Origin of the sequence: Geobacillus sp. LYN3 (assembly GCF_003064505.1) — a bacterium.
Classification (GTDB): domain Bacteria; phylum Bacillota; class Bacilli; order Bacillales; family Anoxybacillaceae; genus Parageobacillus_B; species Parageobacillus_B toebii.
This window is the reverse complement of the sequence record NZ_QCWL01000001.1, coordinates 2,289,105-2,310,358: the sequence shown is the minus strand read 5'-3', so window position 1 is coordinate 2,310,358 and position 21,254 is coordinate 2,289,105. Positions and strand designations below refer to the sequence as shown.

The following is a 21,254-nucleotide window of genomic DNA, read 5'->3' as shown; positions in this document are numbered from 1 at the left end:
TTAAAGCAGTCAAACTTCTTTGGAAGCCCCCACTTCAAATTTTCGCTAGAAATTAAGTGGGGGTAGTTCACTATGAAATGTTCGGATTTTCCTGAATAAGAAACGCCCAAGTCGTCAACCGTTCACTTGGGCGTCTTTTCTGTTATTTATTTTTTTGTTCGTTGTAGCGAGCGATGCATTCATCAATTAGTTTAGCGGCAGCTTCTGGACCTTCCCACGAGCCGATTTCCGTCCGTTTCCCTTCCAAGTCTTTATAGCGTTCGAAGAAATGGGCGATTTCTTTTAATTTATGCTGCGGAAGATCTTCGATGCTGCGTACTTCATCGAAACGCGGATCTTCGACAGGAACACCGATTAATTTCGCATCCTCTTCACCGCTGTCAATCATATTTAAATAACCGATGACACGTGTGTCGATCACACAGCCAGGGAACGTTGGATTTGTGGTGATGACTAAAATGTCAAGCGGGTCGCCGTCTAAAGCGAGCGTGTTTTGCAAATATCCATATTCTGCCGGATAAAACATTGGAGAGTATAAGACGCGGTCTAGTTTGAAAATGCCCCGTTCTTTGTCAAATTCGTACTTGTTTTGGCTTCCTGTCGGAATTTCGATAAATGCTTCGACAACTTTATTTTCAAATGCCACAACATTTTCCTCCCTTTATATGTATGTGTTTCTATTATAGAATAGATGGTAGAAGTATAGCAACTATGTAAATATAACTCAATGTTTCGTTCTTTCGATCAACAAATTTTTCAACAGTCGACAAAATCTCATTAAAATATGACGGTGGATTTCAGCAAAACATGATTGGATGATCTTGTTTTTGTGCAGGAGCGGGTAATCGATCCGTTATTGCTTAAGTGGACGGCAATAGAGGCTTCATTCAGATCATTTCCATAAAAAACCCTCTTGCATTTTGCATACAAGAGGGTGTATTTTTATTAATCAAATTTATTTGGATCGCCATCAAACGGTTCGTCTGCAACCTTAATCGATTCCGTTGGGCAGCCTTCGAATGCATCCATCATGTCATCGATAAGAATTTCTGGCACTTCCACGATGCCTTGGTTGTCATCTAGTGTTACGTATGCAATGCCATCTTCATCGTAGTCATAAATATCCGGAGCTGCGGCACCGCACGCACCACATGCAATACATGTTTCCTTATCAACAATCGTATATTTTGGCATAAATAAAAACCTCCTCAAATTCTATTTCAAACGGACTGTCATCTCCGTGTTGCATACTCGGAAATGAACTTTCACTTCTTATAATAAGACTGTTTCCACAACTTTTCAATACAAAAAATATTACACCGATATTTTTAAACATACATTTCCCATTATGCATTTTTCTAGATGAGAAAAACTTTGTGTGAGAAACGAAGAGAGTATTTCTGCTACAATGGATGTATATCAAAGTGTTTCAATAAAGGAGCGGCGCGAATGAAAGGTGGGTATGCTTCGTTTCTTGTTTTATTTTGTTTGCACCGTTTCAGCGGGGAGCGGTCTTTATCCGCGATATATCATCTATTTACCGGAAAAAAGTCGTCACAAACGTTACAAGATAGTAAATGGTTTCAGTTAGAACCATTTTTCGGAGTGTGGAAAGAAGTTACGTTAAACGATGTCGAGGCAGCAACGCAACAGTTGTTCGAAAACGGCTTGATTTCCCCTGTACAAAACCGTTCTTATATACTGACGGAAGCTGGAAAAAAGCAGTTAGACGAACAGTTGCATCAAGTGTTTTTTCCGGTTCATATAAACGGATGGCGGTATCACGCCACAGAAAAAACGTTTTGGTATCGGTTGTCCTTGCTTGTTCAAACGTTATCGAACGTGCTCCATCGAACCCGTTTTGAACCGATTCATCGCCATGAGGAAATATTGATTTGGGTAAAGAATTACTTATTATCGCAAAAAAGGACAGTGCATGAATTAGCGCAAACGCTTTATAAAGAAATATATGACATTCTTTCTTCCGTTTCGGAAGAAGAGGCGACGGTGTTTACATTGCGCTTAACGAGTTTTGAGCGAATTGGCTGGACAAATGAGCAAATCGCTTCCTATTTGCAAAAAGATCCAGTATACGTTCGGTTTCAATTCCAAAATGTATTGCATTATATGATGGCTAGAGCGGAATCAAAACGTTCATCCGTTTTATATGAATTGATGCATGATTTATCGCCGCCGATACCATTAACGTTTTCGACACAAAAAACGTATGAATGGCTATTGCGTGGAAAATCGATCGAAGAGATCGCTAAGCTGCGCCGTTTAAAAAGAAGCACCATTGAAGACCATGTGGTGGAAATTGCGGCGAATATTCCTCATTTTTCTATTCAACCGTTCATCAATGAGAAAAGAGCGGCAAAAATTATTGAAACGGTACGAAAATTACGGACGCGGAAATTAAAGGTGATTCGTGACGCTATCGATGACGATGTCAGCTACTTTGAAATTCGCCTCGTATTAGCAAAGGAAGGAGAAATGTGGTGACATTAGAACAGTTGCTTCAAGAAAAATTCGGCTACTCCTCTTTTCGAAAAGGACAACGGGAAATTATTGAAGACATTTTGCGCGGATATGATGTATTAGCAATGTTGCCGACTGGTGGGGGAAAATCACTTTGTTATCAGCTTCCCGCATATGTATTGCAAGGCAGCGTGTTAATTATTTCACCGCTCGTTTCGCTGATGGAGGACCAAGTGCAGCAGCTTCGCCAACGTGGAGAAAAGAGAGTCATCGCATTTAATAGTTTTTTAGAAACAGAAGTAAAGATCAAAGCACTTGAGCGGCTTCATGAATTTCGGTTTATTTATGTTTCCCCGGAGATGCTGCAGTCGGAACGATTGCTTCGCGCTTTAATGAATATCCGTATTTCCTTATTTGTAGTTGATGAAGCACATTGCATTTCCCAGTGGGGTTACGATTTCCGTCCTGATTTTTTAAAGCTGGGAGAAATTCGTAAGCGTCTTGGCACTCCAACTTGTCTGGCGTTAACAGCCACCGCACCGCCTGAAGTGATGGATGATATTGTACATATTTTGCAGCTCCAGCCTCTTCGTCGGCATATTCATTCTGTTGACCGGCCTAATATCGCCATCAAAGTGGAGAAAACGGACTTTATCCATGAGAAAGTAAGCAGGCTGCTTGATTATGTAAAAGTGCTAGAAGGACCAGGGTTAATTTATTTTTCAAGCAGGCAATGGGCGGAAACGATGGCGCAGAAGCTGCAAGAGGAAGGAATTGAGCGAGTCGCCTATTATCATGGAGGAATGGATTCCGAACAGCGAATGCTTGTTCAGCAACAATTTTTACGTGACCAATTGCAAATTGTATGCTGTACGAATGCATTTGGCATGGGAGTAAATAAAGAAAATATTCGTTTTGTCATTCATTTTCACATGCCTGGTCAGATAGAGGCTTATTTACAGGAAATCGGCAGAGCCGGCCGCGATGGAAAAAAGAGCATTGCCATTTTACTATATACCAATGGTGACGAGAGCATGGTACAATCTCTTATGGAAACGGAATTGCCGGACGATGTGCAAGTAAAACAATTATGCGAAAGCTTATTATATGGTGTAACTCCGGATCGTTTAGAACAGCAAATGAATGCATGCTCGTTAACAGATGTGCAAAAACGGATTTTAACGTATTTTTTCGAAGCGGAAGGAATCATTTCTTCCAAGCGGTTGCTTACGGAACGGGATGTTGCCTGTTTATATCAGACATTGATGAAGTATATCGAGACGCGCAGGCAATGGAAGCGAAAAAAGCTGCGGGAAATGATGAGTTGGGTGTTGCATCGTTCATGCCGGCGTGAGGCGATCGTTCAGGCGTTTCAACAGTCATTGGAGAGAAAGCCAGATTTATGCTGCGACCGATGCGGATTTCCGCTCGAGAGCTACTTGCGCATGGAGAAAGAGGATAAAGATCTGCATTTCCATGGCTGGAAAGCGGAATTAAAGCGAATTTTCTTTTAAAGCGAGGCGTGTCTAGAATGAGGCGGCAAAGTGAACAAATCCGCATGATGGACGATCGTGAAGTACTCATTCATTTATATTTTACTCAGTTATTGTTAATTGTCGTATCAGCAATCATCGGATTTTTTCTTTTTGATCTTTCGACATTCCAAAAAATTTGGCATTTTGATGTTGCCACGGTGTTAAAGTATGGCGGCGGAAGTGCAATGATTGTATTGGCCATCGATTTTTTATTGATGCGTTATTTGCCGGAACATTGGTATGATGATGGAGGAATTAACGAAAAAATTTTCCAAAACCGGTCGATTCCGCATATCTTTTTTTTATGTTTATTGATCGCTTTTAGTGAAGAACTATTGTTTCGTGGAGTGATCCAGACGCATTTTGGCTTGTTTATTGCCAGCATCGTGTTCGCTTTGTTGCACGTGCGCTATTTAGAAAAGTGGTTTTTATTTGGGATGGTCGTATTGTTAAGTTTCTTTCTTGGATATATTTACCAACGGACAAACAGTCTTTGGGTCACCATTTTTGCTCATTTTCTTATTGACTTTATCTTGGCGATCGATATTCGTCTTCATTATGTCCGCAACATGAAAGAGGGAGACGGGAGTGATAATGTGTGAATCATGATCAAGCAGAATCATTGCGCGAATTAGTGGAACAAAGAGACGAAATGGTGCAGCAAGAAGATGTATTATCACTTCCATCGCGCAGGGAGGTGCATAGACAAAAGAAATCAAAAAAACGGGTGAAATGGAAGTTAAAATATCCGCTTATTCGCTTGTTAGCACTATTTTTTATTTTACTTCCGATTTCGATGTTAAGCATTTATTATGCAAATGATGATTCAAAAACAGTGACTGTTGTAACACGCAGTGAGACGGGCAGCTACGAACAAATTGATATTGCTCCTGCTGAGGAAAAGGCGGCGCCGCCATCAAGCGAGCCAAGCTCGCAAAAAAAAGATCGGCCTGAATCAGACGCACAAAAAGAAAATAAAGCTTCGGATAAGCAAAAAAAGCAAAAGATTATTACACATACAGTCCAAGAAAATGAAACATTGTACAGCATTGCGATGAAATATTATCAAAGTGATAAAGGAATGGAAATGATAAAAAAATGGAATCATTTAAAGAGCGCACAGCTTCATAAAGGACAAGTGCTGCAAATTCCGGTGATGGACGCTGAAAAGTAAGGAGGCGTACCATCACTTTTTTGTTCTACCGAAATGGGCTCGTACATACGTTTATAATAGAGGTCAGTGAAAAAACGAGGGGATCCGGCCGTGAGCAAAGTATTTTTCGAACAGCTTCATATTGATGAAGTAACAAAACAAATGCTGCTTGGAGTGATTGAAAAGAAGCAAAAATGGGAACGTTTGAAGAAACGGGTCCTGTCTTTGCAGATTGTCACTTTAGGTGGATTTGCGGTATTTTTCGTATATGTTTTATTTTATCTGATTTTTCCCAGCGGTACATTGACTGCGTTTATTAAGATGTTTTTAGAAAAAACAGTGCATTTGTATATATTATTATTGTTGTTTACATTGTATTGGGCCATTTTATATTACAAAAAAAAGTGCGATAAAGCAGAAGAAGAATTTCATTCGCTTCGCTGTGAAATCATTCAAAAAAGCGCCGATTTATGGAAAGAAGAGCAGCAATGGAAAGAGCGCCATAAATTGTTTGAGATCATGAAAAAGGAGTACGATATTAATTTGTATTATGAAAATAGCTGAATGGTACTCCATTCAGCTACCTTTCGATTAAAAAATTTTCTTGCGGTCACGCTCTTCTTTTAAAATTTCGACTGCTTCGCGAAAACGCTGGGCATGAATGATTTCACGTTCACGTAAAAAGCGAAGCCCATCGTTTAAATCTGGATCATCGCTCATATTAATAATCCATTGATAGGTTGCCCGCGCTTTTTCTTCGGCAGCGATATCTTCATATAAATCGGCAATTGGGTCTCCTTTCGCTTGAATGTATGTCGCCGTAAATGGAACTCCAGCGGCATTATGATAAAATAAAGCGCGGTCATGATCGACATAGTGTGCGTCAAGACCTGCTTCTTTCAGCTGTTCTAGGGTGGCGTCTTTGGTTAATTTGTATACCATTGTCGCAATCATTTCCAAATGAGCTAATTCTTCGGTTCCAATATCTGTGAGCAAACCGACTACTTTATCAGGGATGGAGTAGCGTTGATTTAAATAACGAAGCGCAGCGGCGAGTTCTCCATCCGCACCTCCATACTGTTCAATTAAATATTTCGCCAATTTTGGGTTGCATGTGCTGACACGAACAGGATATTGCAATTTTTTTTCATAAATCCACATCGTCATTTCCTCCCTTTACAGCGAGTTGTTTTTGCTATACTTGCCAAGGCCAAGGAGAATCATTCCAATTCCACGGATAATTGGAATAGCTGTTTCCATATTGCTGAAGTGGACCATAACAGGATTCAAACTGTTTTTTCAGTTGTTTCCGTTTTTGCGCAAGCTGGTTAAATTGCTGGATGGCTTGGTAGTCAGTAGGATGGGTGTCGAGGTATAACGTTAAGTCGACGAGGGCAAAATCAACCGCTTGGAGCTGTTCTAAAAGTTCATAGTATTCTTTTGGCAACTGTTTCATTGGTAATCACCTTTAGTTTTCATTTCATAAGGACCATAATATGGATCATAAAAAATTTTCCAAAGGGTTCCTTTTTTTAACGCTTCATGCAATGGGAATTGCGGCAAGTTTGGCGGCTGAAATCCGACATATTGATTTGGAGCGGTGACATAGGTTTTGACGCGAATTGGCGGGCAAGGGTCAAATGGGCTTACATAAGGTTCGTATTGCTTTCGTGTTGTGAACATAAGAAACCTCCTTTTTCGGCAGAACTTCAGTCTATATTTATGACCATTGCGTTTTGTTCATGACTTCTTTTTTCGGTGAATACATGTAAGAAAAAAGGGAGGAAACAGGTTGTGTTTTATCTGTTATATATTGCTGTCGGATTTTTATGCGGGTATTTTATGATTCATTGGATGCCGCCAGTGACTCCGTTTGATTTTGCCTATTTTATCACTGAACTTATTTTTAATCCTTTGCGGATGTTTTTAGCAATGATTTGTTTTTTTATTGGTTTTTTAGCCAATGCAGTAGTGATCCGCACCGTCATTGAAGGAGTGATTTTATGCTTGCAGCGAAAGCAGGTGCGTTGGAAGGAATGGTTTATTTGCTGCGGGGGGATGGGAAGCTTTTATTGGCTATTTCAATGGGAAACGAGGCTCGCTGCTTTATTTTTTATTTTCTCTTTGATTTATGGTATGATATCGGTGGATTTGGATCGTTCTCGTCAATATAATCGAAACTTATAGGGGGAGTTATATTGATTTGGATCATTTTTTTTGCTTTTTTTTGTATATTGGCTTATATGTGGTGGGAAGCGCATCGAAACCGCGTTGTTCACATTGAATTGACCTTTCCTCAGTTTCCAAGTAGTTTTCGGGCGTTTTCCATTTTTTTTATTTCTGATCTTCATCGGCGGGTATTGGCAAAAAGAATTGTGGAGGAGATAAAAGGAAAAGCGGATATTGTTTTAGTTGGCGGGGACCTTACGGAAAAAGGGGTGCCCGTCGCGCGTGTCAAGGAAAATATTCGCCGTTTAAAAATGATTGGACCGGTTTATTTTATTTGGGGGAATAATGATTATGAAACGGAATATGATTTGCGCTCGCTTTTAGTGGAGGAAGGAGTGCATATATTGGAAAATAGCGCTGTTATGCTGCAATCCCCGAATGGGGAGAAGCTTGCTCTCATTGGAGTGGAGGATATGAGCAAACGGCGCGCAAGATTGGACCAAGCGCTTCAAGGGGTGGATGAGGATGCATTTCGCATCCTTGCTTCGCATAATCCGAAAATCGTCGGTCGTCTTCGTCCCGAACATCATATTTCGCTTGTGATCAGCGGTCATACGCATGGAGGGCAAATTCGTTTCTTTTCGTTTGGGCTCTATGAAAAAGGCGGTTTAAAAAATGTGAACGGAACAGCCGTTTATGTCAGCAACGGGTACGGGACGACAGCCGTTCCGCTTCGCTTTGGAGCCCCTGCGGAAACGAATTTGATCACCATTTGTTCACGGAAAGAAGATAAAGAAAAAATGCTTGTCTAAATGACTATAAACGATGTAAACTCATTAATAATAACAAACGAACCATTTATGAATTATTTCATACAATAAACATAAGAGATGGCTGTGTAGGTAAGGAGGGGTGTTGATGCGTCTTGAACGCTTAACCCACAATAAAATCAAAATTTTCCTTACGTTTGATGATTTGATGGATCGCGGTTTAACGAAAGAGGATTTATGGAAAGATACGTTTAAAGTTCATCAATTGTTTCGCGATATGATTGAGGAGGCAAGCGAGGAGCTCGGCTTTGAAGTAAACGGGTCGATCGCAGTGGAAGTATACTCTTTACCAGCACAGGGAATGGTTGTTATCGTAACAAGTGAGGGCGAATATGACGACATGGAGGAAGAATTTGCTGACGATTATATTGAAATGCAAGTAACGCTCGATGAGAGCGATGACATATTTTATGAATTTCAGACGTTTGAAGATGTCATTCAGCTCGCTCATCGTCTTTACTCGATCGGTTGTCTAGACGGAACCCTCTACTCCTACCAAAATCGTTTTTACTTGCATGTCGCTGAGGAACCGCCGATCCCAATCGATAACTTTGTTGCTTTATTAGCGGAATTTGCCAGCCCTTCAACGATAACGATACATCGTGTGCAAGAATATGGTAAGAAGCTAATTGAACATCGAGCCATTGAACAACTTGTTCGTTATTTTCCAGTGCGTTAATGCTTTATCAGACCCCGTCGTATGGACAAGGGGTCTGGCTTTTTATTTTTTCCATATGTTAGATGACAAGGAAAATAAATATATACTAAGGAAAAGACAGCTTATTGACATAAAAGCGATGTAAATGGTTGTAAATAGCCGTAAATCGCTTGGCATTTTATTTTTTTTCCTTTGCATAAATAAAAAGAAAGTGTATACTATGACATGAAAGGTGACAATATCAAATATTATAGCGAATTTATAGGAGGTTTACGTATGGTAGCCGACAAGCATACCAACGAAGAAAATCTGGAAGAAAAAGCGGAAAAATATGATGTATTAACAGCAACACAAACTGTTATACATAGAGCATTGGAAAAATTAGGGTATCCAGAAGAAGTATATGAGTTGCTCAAAGAGCCGATTCGCATGCTGACAGTGAGAATTCCTGTGCGCATGGATGACGGTACTGTAAAAATTTTTACCGGCTACCGTGCCCAGCATAATGATGCCGTTGGTCCAACTAAGGGGGGCGTTCGTTTCCATCCAAACGTAACAGAGCGTGAAGTGAAAGCGCTATCTATTTGGATGAGCCTAAAATGTGGCATTGTCGATTTGCCGTATGGCGGTGGAAAAGGCGGAATTGTATGTGATCCGCGTACGATGTCATTCCGTGAATTAGAACGATTAAGCCGTGGTTATGTTCGCGCGATTAGCCAAATCGTTGGTCCGACAAAAGACATTCCTGCACCAGATGTCTTTACGAACTCGCAAATTATGGCATGGATGATGGACGAATATAGCCGCATCGACGAATTTAACTCTCCTGGATTTATTACAGGAAAACCTTTAGTGCTAGGCGGGTCGCACGGGCGCGAAACCGCGACGGCAAAAGGGGTTACGATTTGTATTCGCGAAGCGGCGAAAAAACGCGGTATCGACTTGAAAGGAGCACGCGTGGTCGTTCAAGGTTTTGGAAACGCGGGAAGCTATTTAGCAAAATTTATGCATGATGCCGGTGCGAAAGTCATTGGCATTTCCGACGTATATGGAGCTCTTTACGATCCGAACGGTTTAGATATCGATTATTTGCTTGAGCGCCGCGACAGCTTTGGTACGGTAACGAAATTATTTAAAAATACAATTACGAACAAAGAATTGTTAGAGCTTGATTGCGATATTTTAGTTCCAGCCGCAATTGAAAATCAAATTACGAAAGAAAATGCGCCAAATATTAAAGCAAGCATTGTCGTGGAGGCGGCAAACGGTCCAACGACGCTAGAGGCGACGGAAATTTTAACGGAACGCGGCATTTTGCTTGTTCCAGACGTATTAGCTAGTGCCGGCGGTGTAACGGTATCCTATTTTGAATGGGTGCAAAACAACCAAGGATATTATTGGACAGAAGAAGAAGTCCAAGAACGATTAGAAAAAGTGATGGTAAAAGCGTTTAACAACGTATATGAAATGGCGCAAACCCGCCGCGTAGATATGCGATTGGCTGCTTATATGGTCGGCGTTCGAAAAATGGCGGAAGCGTGCCGTTTCCGCGGATGGGTATAAAGAGCATGCAAAACATATTTACAACATGCCAAAAATCCCCTATCATATGATAGGGGATTTTTGGATGTTTAAGGAGTGAACCGGATGAAAGAAGAAAAAATCATTATTGTTGGCGGTGGTCCTTGTGGGCTTGCTGCGGCGATCGCTTTGCAAGATGTCGGTTATCGTCCGTTAGTAATAGAGAAAGGAAATATCGTTAATTCCATTTATCATTTTCCGATTCATCAAACGTTTTTTAGTACGAGTGAGCGTCTTGAAATTGGCGGGGTTCCGTTTATTACGGAAAATCGGAAGCCAAAGCGCAATCAAGCACTTGCTTATTATCGCGAAGTAGTTACGAGAAAACAAGTGCGTGTACAAACGTTTGAAAAAGTGGAGCAAGTAGAAAAACAAGAAGATGGAACATTTCTTGTCCAAACGACAAAAGAACGATATCGCGCCCAATACGTTATTATTGCTACCGGATATTATGACAATCCAAATTATATGAACATACCGGGAGAAGATTTACCGAAAGTAACGCATTATTTTAAAGAAGCGCACCCGTATTACAACACCGATTGTGTTGTCATTGGCGGAAAAAATTCTAGCGTGGACGCAGCGTTGGAACTTGTCAAGGCGGGAGCACGTGTCACGGTATTGTACCGGGGAAGCGGATACTCGCCAAGCATCAAACCTTGGATTTTGCCGGAATTCGATTCTCTCGTCCGCAAGGGAATTATTAAAATGGAGTTTAACGCTCATGTAAAAGAGATTACGGAGGATGCCGTCATTTACGAAGTAGGGGGCGAAATCAAAAAAATTAAAAACGATTTTGTATTTGCGATGACAGGATATCATCCTGATCATGAATTTTTGAAAAAGATGGGAGTCGGGGTCGATCCAGAAACAGGCCGGCCGCTTTATGATCCAGAAACAATGGAAACGAATGTACGCGGAATTTTTATCGCAGGTGTCATTGCGGCAGGAAATGATGCCAATGAAATTTTTATTGAAAACGGGCGCTTTCACGGTGAGCAAATCGCTGCTTGTATCGCAAAACGGGAAAAGGAGAAAGGGCAATAACAGAAGGAGAGGCTGGTTTTTTTCAGCCTCTTTTTTATCATTCCATAAACATTTCTTGCAGTTTCTGCGGATCGTTTAGACAGTCTATTTTTTATTTATCGACAACCATTATTTTGTGTTGTAATTCATTTATGCTATTATGTTTCTAAAGAGGTGACATTAATGAAAAAAGTGGCACTAATTACTACAGGTGGAACAATAGCAAGCAAAAAGACAGAAGAAGGCAAATATGTTTCAGGGGAAATGACGGGAGAAGAATTAGCACAAATTTGCAATTTACCTGATGATATTAAAATTGAAATACATTCTTTATTTCAACTGCCGAGCATGCATATTACATTTGAGCATTTATTAACCTTAAAAAACAAAATCGAAGAAATTTATCAAGATAAAACAATTGATGGCATAGTTGTTACACATGGAACAGACACGCTCGAAGAAACCGCATATTTTTTAGATTTAACGATTTCAGATGATCGCCAAATCGTTTTAACAGGCTCACAACGCTCTCCAGAACAACAGGGAAGTGATGCTTATACAAATATTCGCCATGCGGTTTATACGGCTTGTAATGACGATTTAAGAGGTGTAGGAACGGTTGTAGTATTTAATGAACGCATATTTGTGGCCAGACATGTGAAAAAAGTACATGCTTCTAATTTACAAGGCTTTGATGTTTTTGGATATGGGTATTTAGGGATTATCGATAATGATAAAGTATACATATATCAAAAGCCAATTAGAAGGGAAACATACAAAATAAAAAATGAAATACCTGAAGTAGATATAATCAAATGCTATTTAGACGCTGACGATAAATTTATAAAAGCAGCCATAAACGCTAATGTAAAAGGAATTGTTTTAGAAGGGGTAGGCAGAGGACAAGTATCACCAAAAATGATGGGCGCAATAAAAGAAGCTGTATCGAAAGAAATAAAAGTTGTAATTACAACAAGTGCAGAAGAAGGGGAAGTATATACGACTTATGATTATTTAGGCAGCGCTTATGATCTTGTTAAAAATGGAGTTATTTTAGGGAAAGATTTAGACAGTAAAAAGGCAAGAATAAAATTAGCCGTATTGCTTGCAGCTAATGAAGATAATTTAGAAGGGAAATTCAGTATATAAATGGGCACAAGGACAGTGTAGTTAACACACTGTCCTCTTTATTAAATAGGGAATATCTGGATGAGGTGAGCCGCATCATATTATCATATATACACTTTATACTCAAATATTCTCTATAAAATCGAACTTTTAATTTATTCATAAAATTTATTATCGAATCTCTAGTTTTGTGCTTGTCTGATTTTATCTAGCACCACGGGTTAAATATATTTGATAAATCACACGTATGAGTTTTTGTCACGTTTTTAGCTGTGTGGATTTCGTCATTGAGTACGGCCCCAACACCCCTTTTCCGCGCGCTTCTTCTCTTCCGGCTACTTTGACAGATGAAATTAGGTTATCATCTTCCTTCATCGAAATAGTACCGCCTGTGTGAATAATCAGGAACTTTTTCGCTGTTCTTCCTCCTTCGAGAAAGTTCTGCTATGATGAAATATCGGAAGGTCATTTTCAAATGCCACATTCTCATGTTACCATAAAGAAAACGGATGGAAACGGGGATTTGTATGTTAACGTTAATTTCGTCTGGCATTGCCCCAGGTGTTGCGCTGCTTAGTTATTTTTATTTAAAAGATGAATATGAAACCGAACCGCTATCCATTGTGTTGAGAACATTTGTTATTGGGGCGCTTCTTGTGTTTCCCATTATGTTTATTCAATATGTGTTTCATGTGGAAGGAATCGCAGCCTCTAAGATAGCTCGCGCCTTTTTTTTGTCGGGATTATTGGAAGAGTTTGTGAAGTGGTTTATTGTCTATTTTTTTATTTATGACCACCACGAGTTTGATGAACCGTACGATGGCATCGTATACAGCGCAAGTGTATCGCTCGGTTTTGCGACGATGGAAAATATTTTGTATTTATTGGCAAACGGTGTAGAATTTGCCGTAACAAGAGCGTTTTTACCTGTCTCAAGCCATGCTTTATTCGCGGTCATTATGGGGTTTTATTTTGGAAAAGCAAAATTTACTATAAAAAAGCGGCGCTACTTATTTCTTTCTTTTTTTCTGCCATTTCTATTGCACGGGACGTATGATTTCATTTTGTTGACACAGGAAAAATGGAGTTATTACATGGTTCCGTTCATGCTGTTATTATGGTGGTCTGCTCTTCGAAAAGTAAAACAAGCGAAAGGATTACATGATTACGATAGAATCCCTTCAGCAAAAAGCCAAGCATAATACGCTTGGTTTTTTGTTTTTTTTTGCATAAAAAGGCAAATTCGAAAGAAAATAGGGATAAAACAACAGAAGTAATACGGGAGGGTTCGCGTATGATAAGGAAAATAAAGTGGCATTTATGGTTTGCCGTATTGGTTGCTTGTTTGTTTATCTGTGGAAAACCAGCGGAAGAAGTAAAAGCGTTTTCGAATCAAGTGATTCAGCGAGGGGCGGTTGGAGATGATGTCATTGAATTACAAGCACGATTGCAGTATATCGGATTTTACAATGGAAAAATTGATGGAGTTTTTGGCTGGAATACATATTGGGCAGTGCGCAACTTTCAATATGAATATGGGCTTCCAGTCGACGGGCTTGTCGGTGAGAGTACAAAAGCAAAACTAGTAAAGGTATCGAAATATCATGAGCAATTTGTGAAGGAGCAAATTCGCAAAGGCAATTCGTTTACCCATTACGGGGGCATTCCGTTAAGCCAGCAAGTAAAAAGAAATAAAAGGGGCGGCGGAAACAGCTCGGCAAAAGCAACAGCATCCAATGTGCCAAACGGTTTTTCACAAAACGATATTCAATTGATGGCAAATGCCGTATATGGAGAAGCGCGCGGAGAGCCTTATATCGGCCAAGTCGCCGTGGCAGCCGTCATTTTAAATCGCTTAGAACATCCTTCGTTTCCAGATACGGTGGCGGGAGTGATTTTTCAGCCTGGGGCATTTACTGCAGTAGCCGATGGGCAAATTTGGCTGACGCCGAATGAAACGGCAAAAAAAGCGGTGCTAGATGCGATTAACGGTTGGGATCCTACCGGTGGAGCCATTTATTATTTCAACCCGTCGACAGCAACGAGTGCATGGATTTGGAATAGGCCGCAAATTAAGCGGATCGGCAAACACATTTTTTGTAAATAATGCAGGAGGTGAACAAAAAAATGATACGAAATTTATTAATCGGAGTACTGTCACTTGGAATTGTCGGAACAGCGTATTGGGGATATCGGGAACACCAAGAAAAAAACGCGATATTAATTCATGCTGAAAATAACTATCAGCGTGCTTTCCACGACTTAACCTATCAAATTGACTTATTGCATGATAAAATCGGCACAACGCTTGCCATGAATTCCCGTGCGTCACTTTCTCCGGCTTTGGCTGAAGTATGGAGAATCGCCTCAGAAGCCCATACAAGTGTCGGACAATTGCCGCTTTCTTTACTCCCGTTTAACAAAACGCAAGAGTTTCTTGCCAAAATAGGGGAGTTCAGCTATCGGGCAGCGATTCGCGATTTAGAAAAAGAACCGCTTACGAATGAAGAATATCGCACGTTACAAGCCCTATATAAAAATGCGGCAAATATTCAACAAGAACTTCGCAATGTTCAACATTTAGTTTTAAAAAACAACTTGCGTTGGATGGATGTGGAATTAGCGCTTGCTACAAACGACAGCCCTGACGATAACATTATTATTGATGGGTTTAAATCAGTCGAAAAAAATGTAGATACTTTCTCGAGATCATCAGAATTTAGCCCGACATTTATTGGGCTGAAGAATAAAGAAAAAGGTTTTGTCCGTGCGAAAGGAAAACCAATTTCAAAAACAGAAGCGAAACAAATTGCTCGTTCTTTTCTTGGGTTAAAAGGAACGGAAAACATAAAAGTGACAACAAGTGGAAAAGGAGCAGATGAGCGCTTTTACAGTTTGACGATCCGCGATCCAAAAAAGAAAAGCAGTATTTATATGGACATTACAGAAAAAGGTGGTTATCCGATTTGGGTCATCGATAGCCGTCCAATAAAAAAACAGGCGATTAGTTTGCATGAAGCGGCAAATAGAGGGATGAAATTTTTGCAGAAGCACAAGTTTAAGAATTTAGAGCTATATGATAGTTCCCAATATGATAACGTAGCTGTATTAACATTTGTGACAAATGAAAACGGAATTCGCATTTATCCGGAAGCAATTAAAATGAAAGTAGCTCTTGATGATGGAACGATTGTCGGCTTCTCTGCGCGTGATTACTTATCTTCTTCCGTTAAACGCCCGCTGTCAAAACCAAAATTGACAGCAGAACAAGCGAGGAAAAAAGTAAATCCAAATTTAAAAGTAATGGAACAGCGCCAAGCAATAATTGTAAACGATATGAACGAGCAAGTGCTCTGCTATGAATTTTTAGGAACACTTGGAGAAGACACATATCAAATTTTTATTAATGCAAACACAGGAATGGAGGAAAAAGTCGAAAAGCTGCAAAGCGTCGAACAAAACTATAGTTAAAGGATATGTTTGTATAGGTGCAAATCCTATCTCTCCCTTTACCAAAGGAAAAGCTTGATGCAAGCTTTTCCTTTTTGTTTTAATAAACATGAGAAGAAAATGAGAGGGAGAGACGATGTTAAAAATAGGGGATACGATAATGTTAGAACCAGCAGGCGGGGAAGAGGAAAAATATAAAAGCAAAGTGGCAGAAATAAGTGACGGTTATATACATATTAACTATCCAATTAATGTAAAAACAGAAAAAACCGTGTTTTTATTAAATGGAATGCAATTTAAAGCAAGTTTTGTTGGGCCGGATCATTGTCTTTATTTATTTGAAACAGAAGTAATTGGAAAAGTGCGTAAGCCGATACCAATGGTTGTTCTTTCCTATCCAGGAGTAGATAAGTTAGTGCGCATTCAGCGTCGCCGTTATGTAAGAGTGGAAGCGAATACGGATGTGGCGATTCATCCTCTCCATCAAGAATTTATGCCGTTTACAACGATGACGACTGATATTAGCGCTGGCGGAGCAGCGGTCGTATTGCCAGAGCATAAGCAAAAGCAGCTGCTTCCTGGAATGGTGGTAGAGGCATGGTTTGTACTTGCTATGAAATCAGGAGAATATCATTATTTAAAAGTGAAAGCAAAAATCGTTCGTATATTTCAAGCGAAAAACAGTGATATATATAAAGCGTCCTTACAATTTTTGGATGTATCTCCGCAAGATCGCGTACGATTGATTCGATATAGTTTTGAACAGCAGTTAGAGATAAGAAAAAGAGAGGAAGATATTGCGAATAAATGGCGAAAAAGCGTGGAATAATGGCTATATAAAAAACGGAAAGCGGGCTGTTGGTTCTAATGAAACGAGTGGAATCTATTTTACTAAAGCTTGTTATTATTCAGTTTGTTTTTTTAATCATTGCTCAATGGCTCATTTTATATACTCCGCTTAGCCCTTATTTAGGAAAAATTTATGAATATGAAGGCGTTAGCAGACAAGAAAAGACAAAAACAATCGAAACAATCATCGACCGCTAGCGGCCTATATGGTAAAATGGCATCGAAGCACGCAGGAGTTTCCTGCTTTTTTCTTTGATAAAAAATCATGTAGATATGATAGGAGGAATTATGAGAAACAACATTCGCATTGCCATTGATGGACCAGCTGCAGCAGGGAAAAGCACTGTTGCGAAAATTATAGCGAAACGGCTCTCTTATCTTTATATTGATACTGGCGCGATGTACCGGGCACTAACGTACGTGGCGCTGCAACAAAAAGTTGCGCTTGATGACGAACAAGCATTAATTTCTTTGTTAAAAAATACATATATTGAATTAAAATCATCTGAACAAGGGCAGCTTGTATTTGTCAATGGAGAAGACGTTACAAACATTATTCGCAATGAAGAAGTAACCAATGCAGTATCGCTAGTCGCAAAACACCCGTCAGTGCGGGAAGAAATGGTGGCGCGCCAACGCGCTCTCGCAAAAAATGGCGGTGTCGTAATGGATGGCCGTGATATTGGCACATATGTTCTTCCGAATGCAGAAGTAAAAATCTTTTTGAAAGCATCTGTGGAAGAAAGAGCAAAGCGTCGTCATGCGGAAAACATTGCTAGAGGATTTCCATCTGACTTAGAAACGTTGAAAAAGGAAATTGCACGCCGTGATCAAATCGATTCGGAGCGTGAAGTAGCACCGCTTAAGAAAGCGGAAGATGCGATAGAAATTGATACTACGTCACTGTCGATTGAAGAAGTGGTGGATCGCATTATGGAAATTGTAAACGAAAGGATTGGGTGACGGTGGATTTTTATTCGTTTGCCAAGGGAGTTGTAAAAAGCATTTTAACCCCTCTTTACCGTATTGAGGTGATAGGGGCGGAGAAGTTTCCGAAAGAAGGAGGAGTACTTCTTTGCGCAAACCATATTAGCAATCTCGATCCGCCAATCCTTGGAATTACTGCTCCAAGACCGATTCATTTTATGGCGAAAGAGGAATTGTTTCGTGTTCCGCTCTTAAAAAACTTAATTACGACTTTGCATGCGTTTCCGGTAAAAAGAGGAATGAGCGATCGCCAAGCATTGCGAACCGGCTTAGAAGTGTTAAAACAAGGGCATGTGTTAGGCATTTTCCCAGAGGGAACACGAAGCAAAGATGGAAAATTAAAAAAAGGGCTGCCTGGCGTCGGTTTTTTTGCGCTTCGAACAAGTGCCGCTGTTGTTCCATGCGCCATTATTGGTTCATATCGTCCGTTTGTGCCGCTTAAGGTTGTTTACGGATCACCGATTGATATGACGCCACTAAGAGAGAAAAAAGCATCACCGGAAGAAGCGACAGCTTATATTATGCAACATATCCAAGCGTTATTAGATCAGTATCGATAAGCATTCAGTTACATGTCTATTGAGAAAATATGGTATACTAAATAGAAAAACGGTCCTATTGTACATCATGGTTTGGATTGATATAGCGATGATGTAGGTGGTGCTTTCTTATGGAGGAAGCACGGACCGTCAGTCGATTAAGGAGGGTTTAACATGGCAGAGGATATGAATTTAGAAGTGAATGTATATAAGGTAGGTGATATCGTCCGAGGCAAAGTGGTAAAGCTAGAAGATAAACAAGTGCTTGTCGATATTGAAGGAAGCAAACAAAGCGGGATTATTCCAATTAGTGAATTATCTAGTTTGCATATTGAAAAAACAAGTGATGCTGTCTCTGTCGGCGATGAAGTGACGGCGAAAGTCAAAAAAGTAGAAGAAGGCGAAAACGAAGAGGATGGATTGTTAATTTTATCAAAAAAAGCGGTAGACGCAGACCGCGCTTGGGAAGAGTTAGAGAGAAAATTTGCCAGCGGAGAAACGTTTGATGTCGTCGTAAAAGACATCGTCAAAGGCGGGCTTGTTGCTGATGTAGGAGTGCGTGGATTTATACCCGCTTCTCTTGTAGAACCTCACTATGTTGAAGACTTTTCTGATTATAAAGGGAAGACGCTTGCAGTAAAAGTGGTAGAGCTTAACCGTGAAAAAAATCGCATCATTTTATCACATCGTGCTGTTGTGGAAGAAGAGCAAGAACGCAAGCACAAGGAGGCGCTTAGCCGTTTAGAGCCGGGACAAGTGCTTGAGGGAACCGTACGCCGCGTCACCGACTTTGGCGTGTTTGTTGATGTTGGCGGCTTTGATGGACTTGTACATATTTCGCAGCTTTCCCATACACGTGTCGCCCATCCGTCCGAAGTCGTAAAAGAAGGAGAAACCGTAAAAGTAAAAGTGCTTGCGGTTGACGAAGAAAATGGCCGCGTCTCCCTTTCGATCAAAGAAGCAATGCCGGGCCCTTGGGAAGGGATTGCTGAAAAAGTCGCCCCTGGCGATATCGTCACTGGCAAGGTAAAACGGCTTGTACCGTTTGGCGCGTTCGTTGAAATTTTCCCAGGCGTCGAAGGCCTTGTCCACATTTCACAAATCTCTAATAAGCGCATCGGCACCCCTCATGAAGTGCTAAAAGAAGGAGAAGAAGTAAAAGCGAAAGTGCTTGATGTAAACGAAGCGGAGCGCCGCATTTCGTTAAGTATGCGCGAGCTGATCGAAGAAGAAACAGCACCTGAAGAAGATTATAGCCAATATACAAAGCCGTCTAATGAAGTAAGAGGTTTTCAAATTGGCGAAGTCCTCGGGGAACAGCTGAAAAAATTAAAATAACGAGGATGAAGCAATGAGCAGAGCAAAGCGGAAAATCGAACATATTCAGCATGCGCTCTCTACTGCCGATCAAGGTGCAAGCGGATTTGATGACATTACGTTTGTTCATCAAAGTTTACCTGATGTACGCATGAACGATATTCACTTGCATACTGCTTTAGGCGAACTTTCGTTAAGTTCGCCTTTCTTTATCAATGCGATGACCGGCGGCGGAGGAAAACAAACGTTTGAAATTAATAAAGGATTAGCGGAGGCGGCAAAACATTGCCGAATAGCGATGGCCGTTGGTTCGCAAACATCAGCGCTAAGAGACAATAAACAGCGAGGAACGTTTGAGATTGTACGAAAAGTAAATAAAAACGGCATTATTTTTGCGAACATTGGCAGTGAAGCAACTGTCGATGATGCGAAGCGTGCTGTAGATATGATTGAGGCGGACGGTCTGCAAATTCATTTAAATGTGGTGCAAGAGCTTGTGATGCCGGAAGGAGATCGTGATTTTACGGGAGTACTGCTTCGCATCGAACAAATTGTTCAAGCCGTTCAAGTCCCTGTTATCGTAAAAGAAGTAGGATTTGGCATGAGCAAGGAAACTGCTTCGCGCTTAGAAGAAGTAGGCGTGAAAATCGTCGATGTTGGAGGCTTGGGCGGCACCAATTTTGCCCGTATTGAAAATAAACGACGTTCCAACATAATAACGTATTTTAATGATTGGGGGATTCCAACGGCGGCATCAATCGTAGAGGTAGCGCAAACCTCTCCTTCTTTAGTCGTGATCGGCAGCGGCGGTGTCCGTACAGCGTTGGATGCTGCGAAAGCGATCGCCCTAGGAGCATCCGCGGTTGGAATGGCGGGACCATTGTTGCGAACGCTTGTCGAACAAGGAGTGGAAGCGTTAGTTGCCTCTATCGAGGAGCTTCATCACGATTTAACGTTGATTATGGGGGCGCTGGGGGCAAAGACGATCGATAAGCTGCAGCGTGTGCCGCTTGTCATTCGCGGTGATACGCATCATTGGTTAACGGAAAGAGGCTTTGACACGAAAGTATATAGTTGCCGATAAATTCACCCTTCATCCCGATGACCAAAATCACGGGACGAAGGGGTTTTTCATTAACCCCCTCTGAGTAAAGTGGGGAGATGAATCGCGGTGTTTTTTATTCTTTAAATCGAACATATATTCTATAAAAAGATCAACAAAATCTATGCTCCATGGACAAAAAAGGTTCTTTCGCACGCCGAAAGCTGGCCTCGTTTGGCTGTACACCTGCAACCGTGAGTTGGAATAAGTGCCTCCGGCTAGCGAAGGAATGATTTTTTCATGTTTTAAATAACTTTATTGTCAAAAAAGGGGTTATCGTATTTTAAAAATGGAAAAAATAAAAGTTGAGAACGCCTGCTTGTTAGAAAGAAGGGGAATTGGATGTTTTTTTTTAAAGAAAGGAAGAAAAGAAAACAAATCATGTAACTATTCACCCCAGTGCTAGTGTATAAAAAAGCCCAGCACAAATAGGGCATTTCGGTCATAGAAAA

At 40.6% G+C, this 21,254-nt stretch carries 25 protein-coding genes; 20 read left to right on the top strand and 5 right to left on the bottom strand.

Annotation, left to right across the window (positions count from 1 at the left end; all coding sequences use genetic code 11):
• Positions 1–142: 142 nt before the first annotated feature.
• A complete protein-coding gene (locus DCC82_RS12075; protein WP_015864326.1) occupies positions 143–646 on the bottom strand; it encodes an inorganic diphosphatase in 504 nt (167 codons plus the stop codon).
• Between the two features lie 299 nt (positions 647–945).
• Positions 946–1,194 (bottom strand): ferredoxin, encoded by a 249-nt coding sequence (locus DCC82_RS12070; protein ID WP_011231729.1) that lies wholly within the window; start codon positions 1,192–1,194, stop codon positions 946–948.
• Between the two features lie 255 nt (positions 1,195–1,449).
• Here DCC82_RS12070 and DCC82_RS12065 point away from each other — a divergent pair, with 255 nt between their 5' ends.
• The 5 genes from DCC82_RS12065 to DCC82_RS12045 all read left to right on the top strand — a co-directional run bounded on the left by DCC82_RS12065 (position 1,450) and on the right by DCC82_RS12045 (position 5,730).
• Positions 1,450–2,502: a YpbB family protein gene (locus DCC82_RS12065; RefSeq protein WP_097354695.1), complete on the top strand. Its 1,053-nt coding sequence runs from the start codon at positions 1,450–1,452 to the stop codon at positions 2,500–2,502.
• Complete coding sequence (locus DCC82_RS12060) at positions 2,496–3,992, top strand: RecQ family ATP-dependent DNA helicase (protein WP_041269702.1); 1,497 nt, start codon at positions 2,496–2,498, stop codon at positions 3,990–3,992. Before DCC82_RS12065 ends, DCC82_RS12060 begins: the two co-directional genes overlap by 7 nt.
• A gap of 17 nt (positions 3,993–4,009) precedes the next feature.
• Positions 4,010–4,615: a CPBP family intramembrane glutamic endopeptidase gene (locus DCC82_RS12055; protein WP_015864323.1), complete on the top strand. Its 606-nt coding sequence runs from the start codon at positions 4,010–4,012 to the stop codon at positions 4,613–4,615.
• Positions 4,612–5,187 (top strand): LysM peptidoglycan-binding domain-containing protein, encoded by a 576-nt coding sequence (locus tag DCC82_RS12050; RefSeq protein WP_015864322.1) that lies wholly within the window; start codon positions 4,612–4,614, stop codon positions 5,185–5,187. The genes DCC82_RS12055 and DCC82_RS12050 overlap by 4 nt, the downstream gene beginning before the upstream one ends.
• A 90-nt stretch (positions 5,188–5,277) precedes the next feature.
• Positions 5,278–5,730: a YpbF family protein gene (locus tag DCC82_RS12045; RefSeq protein ID WP_015864321.1), complete on the top strand. Its 453-nt coding sequence runs from the start codon at positions 5,278–5,280 to the stop codon at positions 5,728–5,730.
• A gap of 27 nt (positions 5,731–5,757) precedes the next feature.
• Here DCC82_RS12045 and DCC82_RS12040 read toward each other — a convergent pair whose 3' ends face one another.
• Genes DCC82_RS12040 through DCC82_RS12030 form a run of 3 tightly spaced genes read right to left on the bottom strand, consistent with a single transcriptional unit; the run spans position 5,758 to position 6,849 of the window.
• Positions 5,758–6,327: a manganese catalase family protein gene (locus DCC82_RS12040; RefSeq protein ID WP_015864320.1), complete on the bottom strand. Its 570-nt coding sequence runs from the start codon at positions 6,325–6,327 to the stop codon at positions 5,758–5,760.
• A gap of 34 nt (positions 6,328–6,361) precedes the next feature.
• The gene (locus tag DCC82_RS12035) at positions 6,362–6,622 is read right to left on the bottom strand and encodes a spore coat protein CotJB (RefSeq protein WP_015864319.1); all 261 of its coding nucleotides are present in this window, start codon (positions 6,620–6,622) and stop codon (positions 6,362–6,364) included.
• Entirely contained in the window at positions 6,619–6,849 is a 231-nt protein-coding gene (locus DCC82_RS12030) for a spore coat associated protein CotJA (RefSeq protein WP_015864318.1), read from the bottom strand. Before DCC82_RS12030 ends, DCC82_RS12035 begins: the two co-directional genes overlap by 4 nt.
• Positions 6,850–6,960: 111 nt before the next feature.
• Between DCC82_RS12030 and DCC82_RS12025 the strand changes: the two genes are divergently transcribed.
• The 15 genes from DCC82_RS12025 to fni all read left to right on the top strand — a co-directional run bounded on the left by DCC82_RS12025 (position 6,961) and on the right by fni (position 20,784).
• Positions 6,961–7,353 (top strand): hypothetical protein, encoded by a 393-nt coding sequence (locus tag DCC82_RS12025; RefSeq protein WP_015864317.1) that lies wholly within the window; start codon positions 6,961–6,963, stop codon positions 7,351–7,353.
• Between the two features lie 8 nt (positions 7,354–7,361).
• Positions 7,362–8,147, top strand: a complete 786-nt coding sequence (locus tag DCC82_RS12020; RefSeq protein WP_041269701.1) for a metallophosphoesterase — start codon at positions 7,362–7,364, stop codon at positions 8,145–8,147.
• Positions 8,148–8,253: 106 nt separating this feature from the next.
• Complete coding sequence (locus tag DCC82_RS12015) at positions 8,254–8,844, top strand: genetic competence negative regulator (protein WP_015864315.1); 591 nt, start codon at positions 8,254–8,256, stop codon at positions 8,842–8,844.
• A 255-nt stretch (positions 8,845–9,099) separates the two neighbouring features.
• Positions 9,100–10,386, top strand: coding sequence for a Glu/Leu/Phe/Val family dehydrogenase (locus tag DCC82_RS12010; RefSeq protein ID WP_062677588.1), 1,287 nt, complete (start codon positions 9,100–9,102; stop codon positions 10,384–10,386).
• Between the two features lie 84 nt (positions 10,387–10,470).
• On the top strand, positions 10,471–11,451 hold the full coding sequence (locus tag DCC82_RS12005; protein WP_015864313.1) for a YpdA family putative bacillithiol disulfide reductase: 981 nt from the start codon (positions 10,471–10,473) through the stop codon (positions 11,449–11,451).
• A 162-nt stretch (positions 11,452–11,613) separates the two neighbouring features.
• Positions 11,614–12,579, top strand: a complete 966-nt coding sequence (locus tag DCC82_RS12000) for an asparaginase (RefSeq protein WP_062752755.1) — start codon at positions 11,614–11,616, stop codon at positions 12,577–12,579.
• A 506-nt stretch (positions 12,580–13,085) separates the two neighbouring features.
• Entirely contained in the window at positions 13,086–13,760 is a 675-nt protein-coding gene (gene prsW / locus DCC82_RS11990; RefSeq protein WP_062752753.1) for a glutamic-type intramembrane protease PrsW, read from the top strand.
• A gap of 92 nt (positions 13,761–13,852) precedes the next feature.
• Entirely contained in the window at positions 13,853–14,665 is an 813-nt protein-coding gene (gene sleB, locus DCC82_RS11985) for a spore cortex-lytic enzyme (RefSeq protein WP_015864310.1), read from the top strand.
• 20 nt (positions 14,666–14,685) lie between these two features.
• Positions 14,686–16,029: a germination protein YpeB gene (gene ypeB, locus DCC82_RS11980; protein WP_015864309.1), complete on the top strand. Its 1,344-nt coding sequence runs from the start codon at positions 14,686–14,688 to the stop codon at positions 16,027–16,029.
• Positions 16,030–16,144: 115 nt separating this feature from the next.
• Positions 16,145–16,837 carry a flagellar brake protein gene (locus DCC82_RS11975; RefSeq protein WP_062752752.1) on the top strand — a complete coding sequence of 231 codons (693 nt, stop codon included), beginning with the start codon at positions 16,145–16,147 and terminating at the stop codon, positions 16,835–16,837.
• A 38-nt stretch (positions 16,838–16,875) separates the two neighbouring features.
• Entirely contained in the window at positions 16,876–17,055 is a 180-nt protein-coding gene (locus DCC82_RS11970) for a YpfB family protein (RefSeq protein ID WP_041269932.1), read from the top strand.
• A gap of 90 nt (positions 17,056–17,145) precedes the next feature.
• Positions 17,146–17,820, top strand: a complete 675-nt coding sequence (gene cmk, locus DCC82_RS11965; RefSeq protein WP_097354693.1) for a (d)CMP kinase — start codon at positions 17,146–17,148, stop codon at positions 17,818–17,820.
• Positions 17,817–18,404: a lysophospholipid acyltransferase family protein gene (locus tag DCC82_RS11960; protein WP_041269700.1), complete on the top strand. Its 588-nt coding sequence runs from the start codon at positions 17,817–17,819 to the stop codon at positions 18,402–18,404. The genes cmk and DCC82_RS11960 overlap by 4 nt, the downstream gene beginning before the upstream one ends.
• A gap of 153 nt (positions 18,405–18,557) precedes the next feature.
• Positions 18,558–19,721, top strand: a complete 1,164-nt coding sequence (rpsA, locus tag DCC82_RS11955; RefSeq protein ID WP_015864304.1) for a 30S ribosomal protein S1 — start codon at positions 18,558–18,560, stop codon at positions 19,719–19,721.
• 13 nt (positions 19,722–19,734) lie between these two features.
• A complete protein-coding gene (gene fni, locus DCC82_RS11950) occupies positions 19,735–20,784 on the top strand; it encodes a type 2 isopentenyl-diphosphate Delta-isomerase (RefSeq protein ID WP_097354692.1) in 1,050 nt (349 codons plus the stop codon).
• Positions 20,785–21,254: the final 470 nt, after the last annotated feature.

What these genes read in the sequence shown, in the direction of transcription:
- DCC82_RS12030 (WP_015864318.1), bottom strand. Translation starts at nt 6,849, where the DNA reads ATGTTCACAACACGAAAGCAATACGAACCTTATGTAAGCCCATTTGAC.
- rpsA (WP_015864304.1), top strand. Translation starts at nt 18,558, where the DNA reads ATGGCAGAGGATATGAATTTAGAAGTGAATGTATATAAGGTAGGTGAT.
- DCC82_RS11975 (WP_062752752.1), top strand. Translation starts at nt 16,145, where the DNA reads ATGTTAAAAATAGGGGATACGATAATGTTAGAACCAGCAGGCGGGGAA.
- DCC82_RS12015 (WP_015864315.1), top strand. Translation starts at nt 8,254, where the DNA reads ATGCGTCTTGAACGCTTAACCCACAATAAAATCAAAATTTTCCTTACG.
- DCC82_RS12010 (WP_062677588.1), top strand. Translation starts at nt 9,100, where the DNA reads ATGGTAGCCGACAAGCATACCAACGAAGAAAATCTGGAAGAAAAAGCG.
- cmk (WP_097354693.1), top strand. Translation starts at nt 17,146, where the DNA reads ATGAGAAACAACATTCGCATTGCCATTGATGGACCAGCTGCAGCAGGG.
- DCC82_RS12040 (WP_015864320.1), bottom strand. Translation starts at nt 6,327, where the DNA reads ATGTGGATTTATGAAAAAAAATTGCAATATCCTGTTCGTGTCAGCACA.
- fni (WP_097354692.1), top strand. Translation starts at nt 19,735, where the DNA reads ATGAGCAGAGCAAAGCGGAAAATCGAACATATTCAGCATGCGCTCTCT.
- DCC82_RS12005 (WP_015864313.1), top strand. Translation starts at nt 10,471, where the DNA reads ATGAAAGAAGAAAAAATCATTATTGTTGGCGGTGGTCCTTGTGGGCTT.
- DCC82_RS12055 (WP_015864323.1), top strand. Translation starts at nt 4,010, where the DNA reads ATGAGGCGGCAAAGTGAACAAATCCGCATGATGGACGATCGTGAAGTA.
- ypeB (WP_015864309.1), top strand. Translation starts at nt 14,686, where the DNA reads ATGATACGAAATTTATTAATCGGAGTACTGTCACTTGGAATTGTCGGA.
- DCC82_RS11970 (WP_041269932.1), top strand. Translation starts at nt 16,876, where the DNA reads ATGAAACGAGTGGAATCTATTTTACTAAAGCTTGTTATTATTCAGTTT.
- DCC82_RS12070 (WP_011231729.1), bottom strand. Translation starts at nt 1,194, where the DNA reads ATGCCAAAATATACGATTGTTGATAAGGAAACATGTATTGCATGTGGT.
- DCC82_RS12000 (WP_062752755.1), top strand. Translation starts at nt 11,614, where the DNA reads ATGAAAAAAGTGGCACTAATTACTACAGGTGGAACAATAGCAAGCAAA.
- prsW (WP_062752753.1), top strand. Translation starts at nt 13,086, where the DNA reads ATGTTAACGTTAATTTCGTCTGGCATTGCCCCAGGTGTTGCGCTGCTT.
- sleB (WP_015864310.1), top strand. Translation starts at nt 13,853, where the DNA reads ATGATAAGGAAAATAAAGTGGCATTTATGGTTTGCCGTATTGGTTGCT.
- DCC82_RS12035 (WP_015864319.1), bottom strand. Translation starts at nt 6,622, where the DNA reads ATGAAACAGTTGCCAAAAGAATACTATGAACTTTTAGAACAGCTCCAA.
- DCC82_RS12065 (WP_097354695.1), top strand. Translation starts at nt 1,450, where the DNA reads ATGAAAGGTGGGTATGCTTCGTTTCTTGTTTTATTTTGTTTGCACCGT.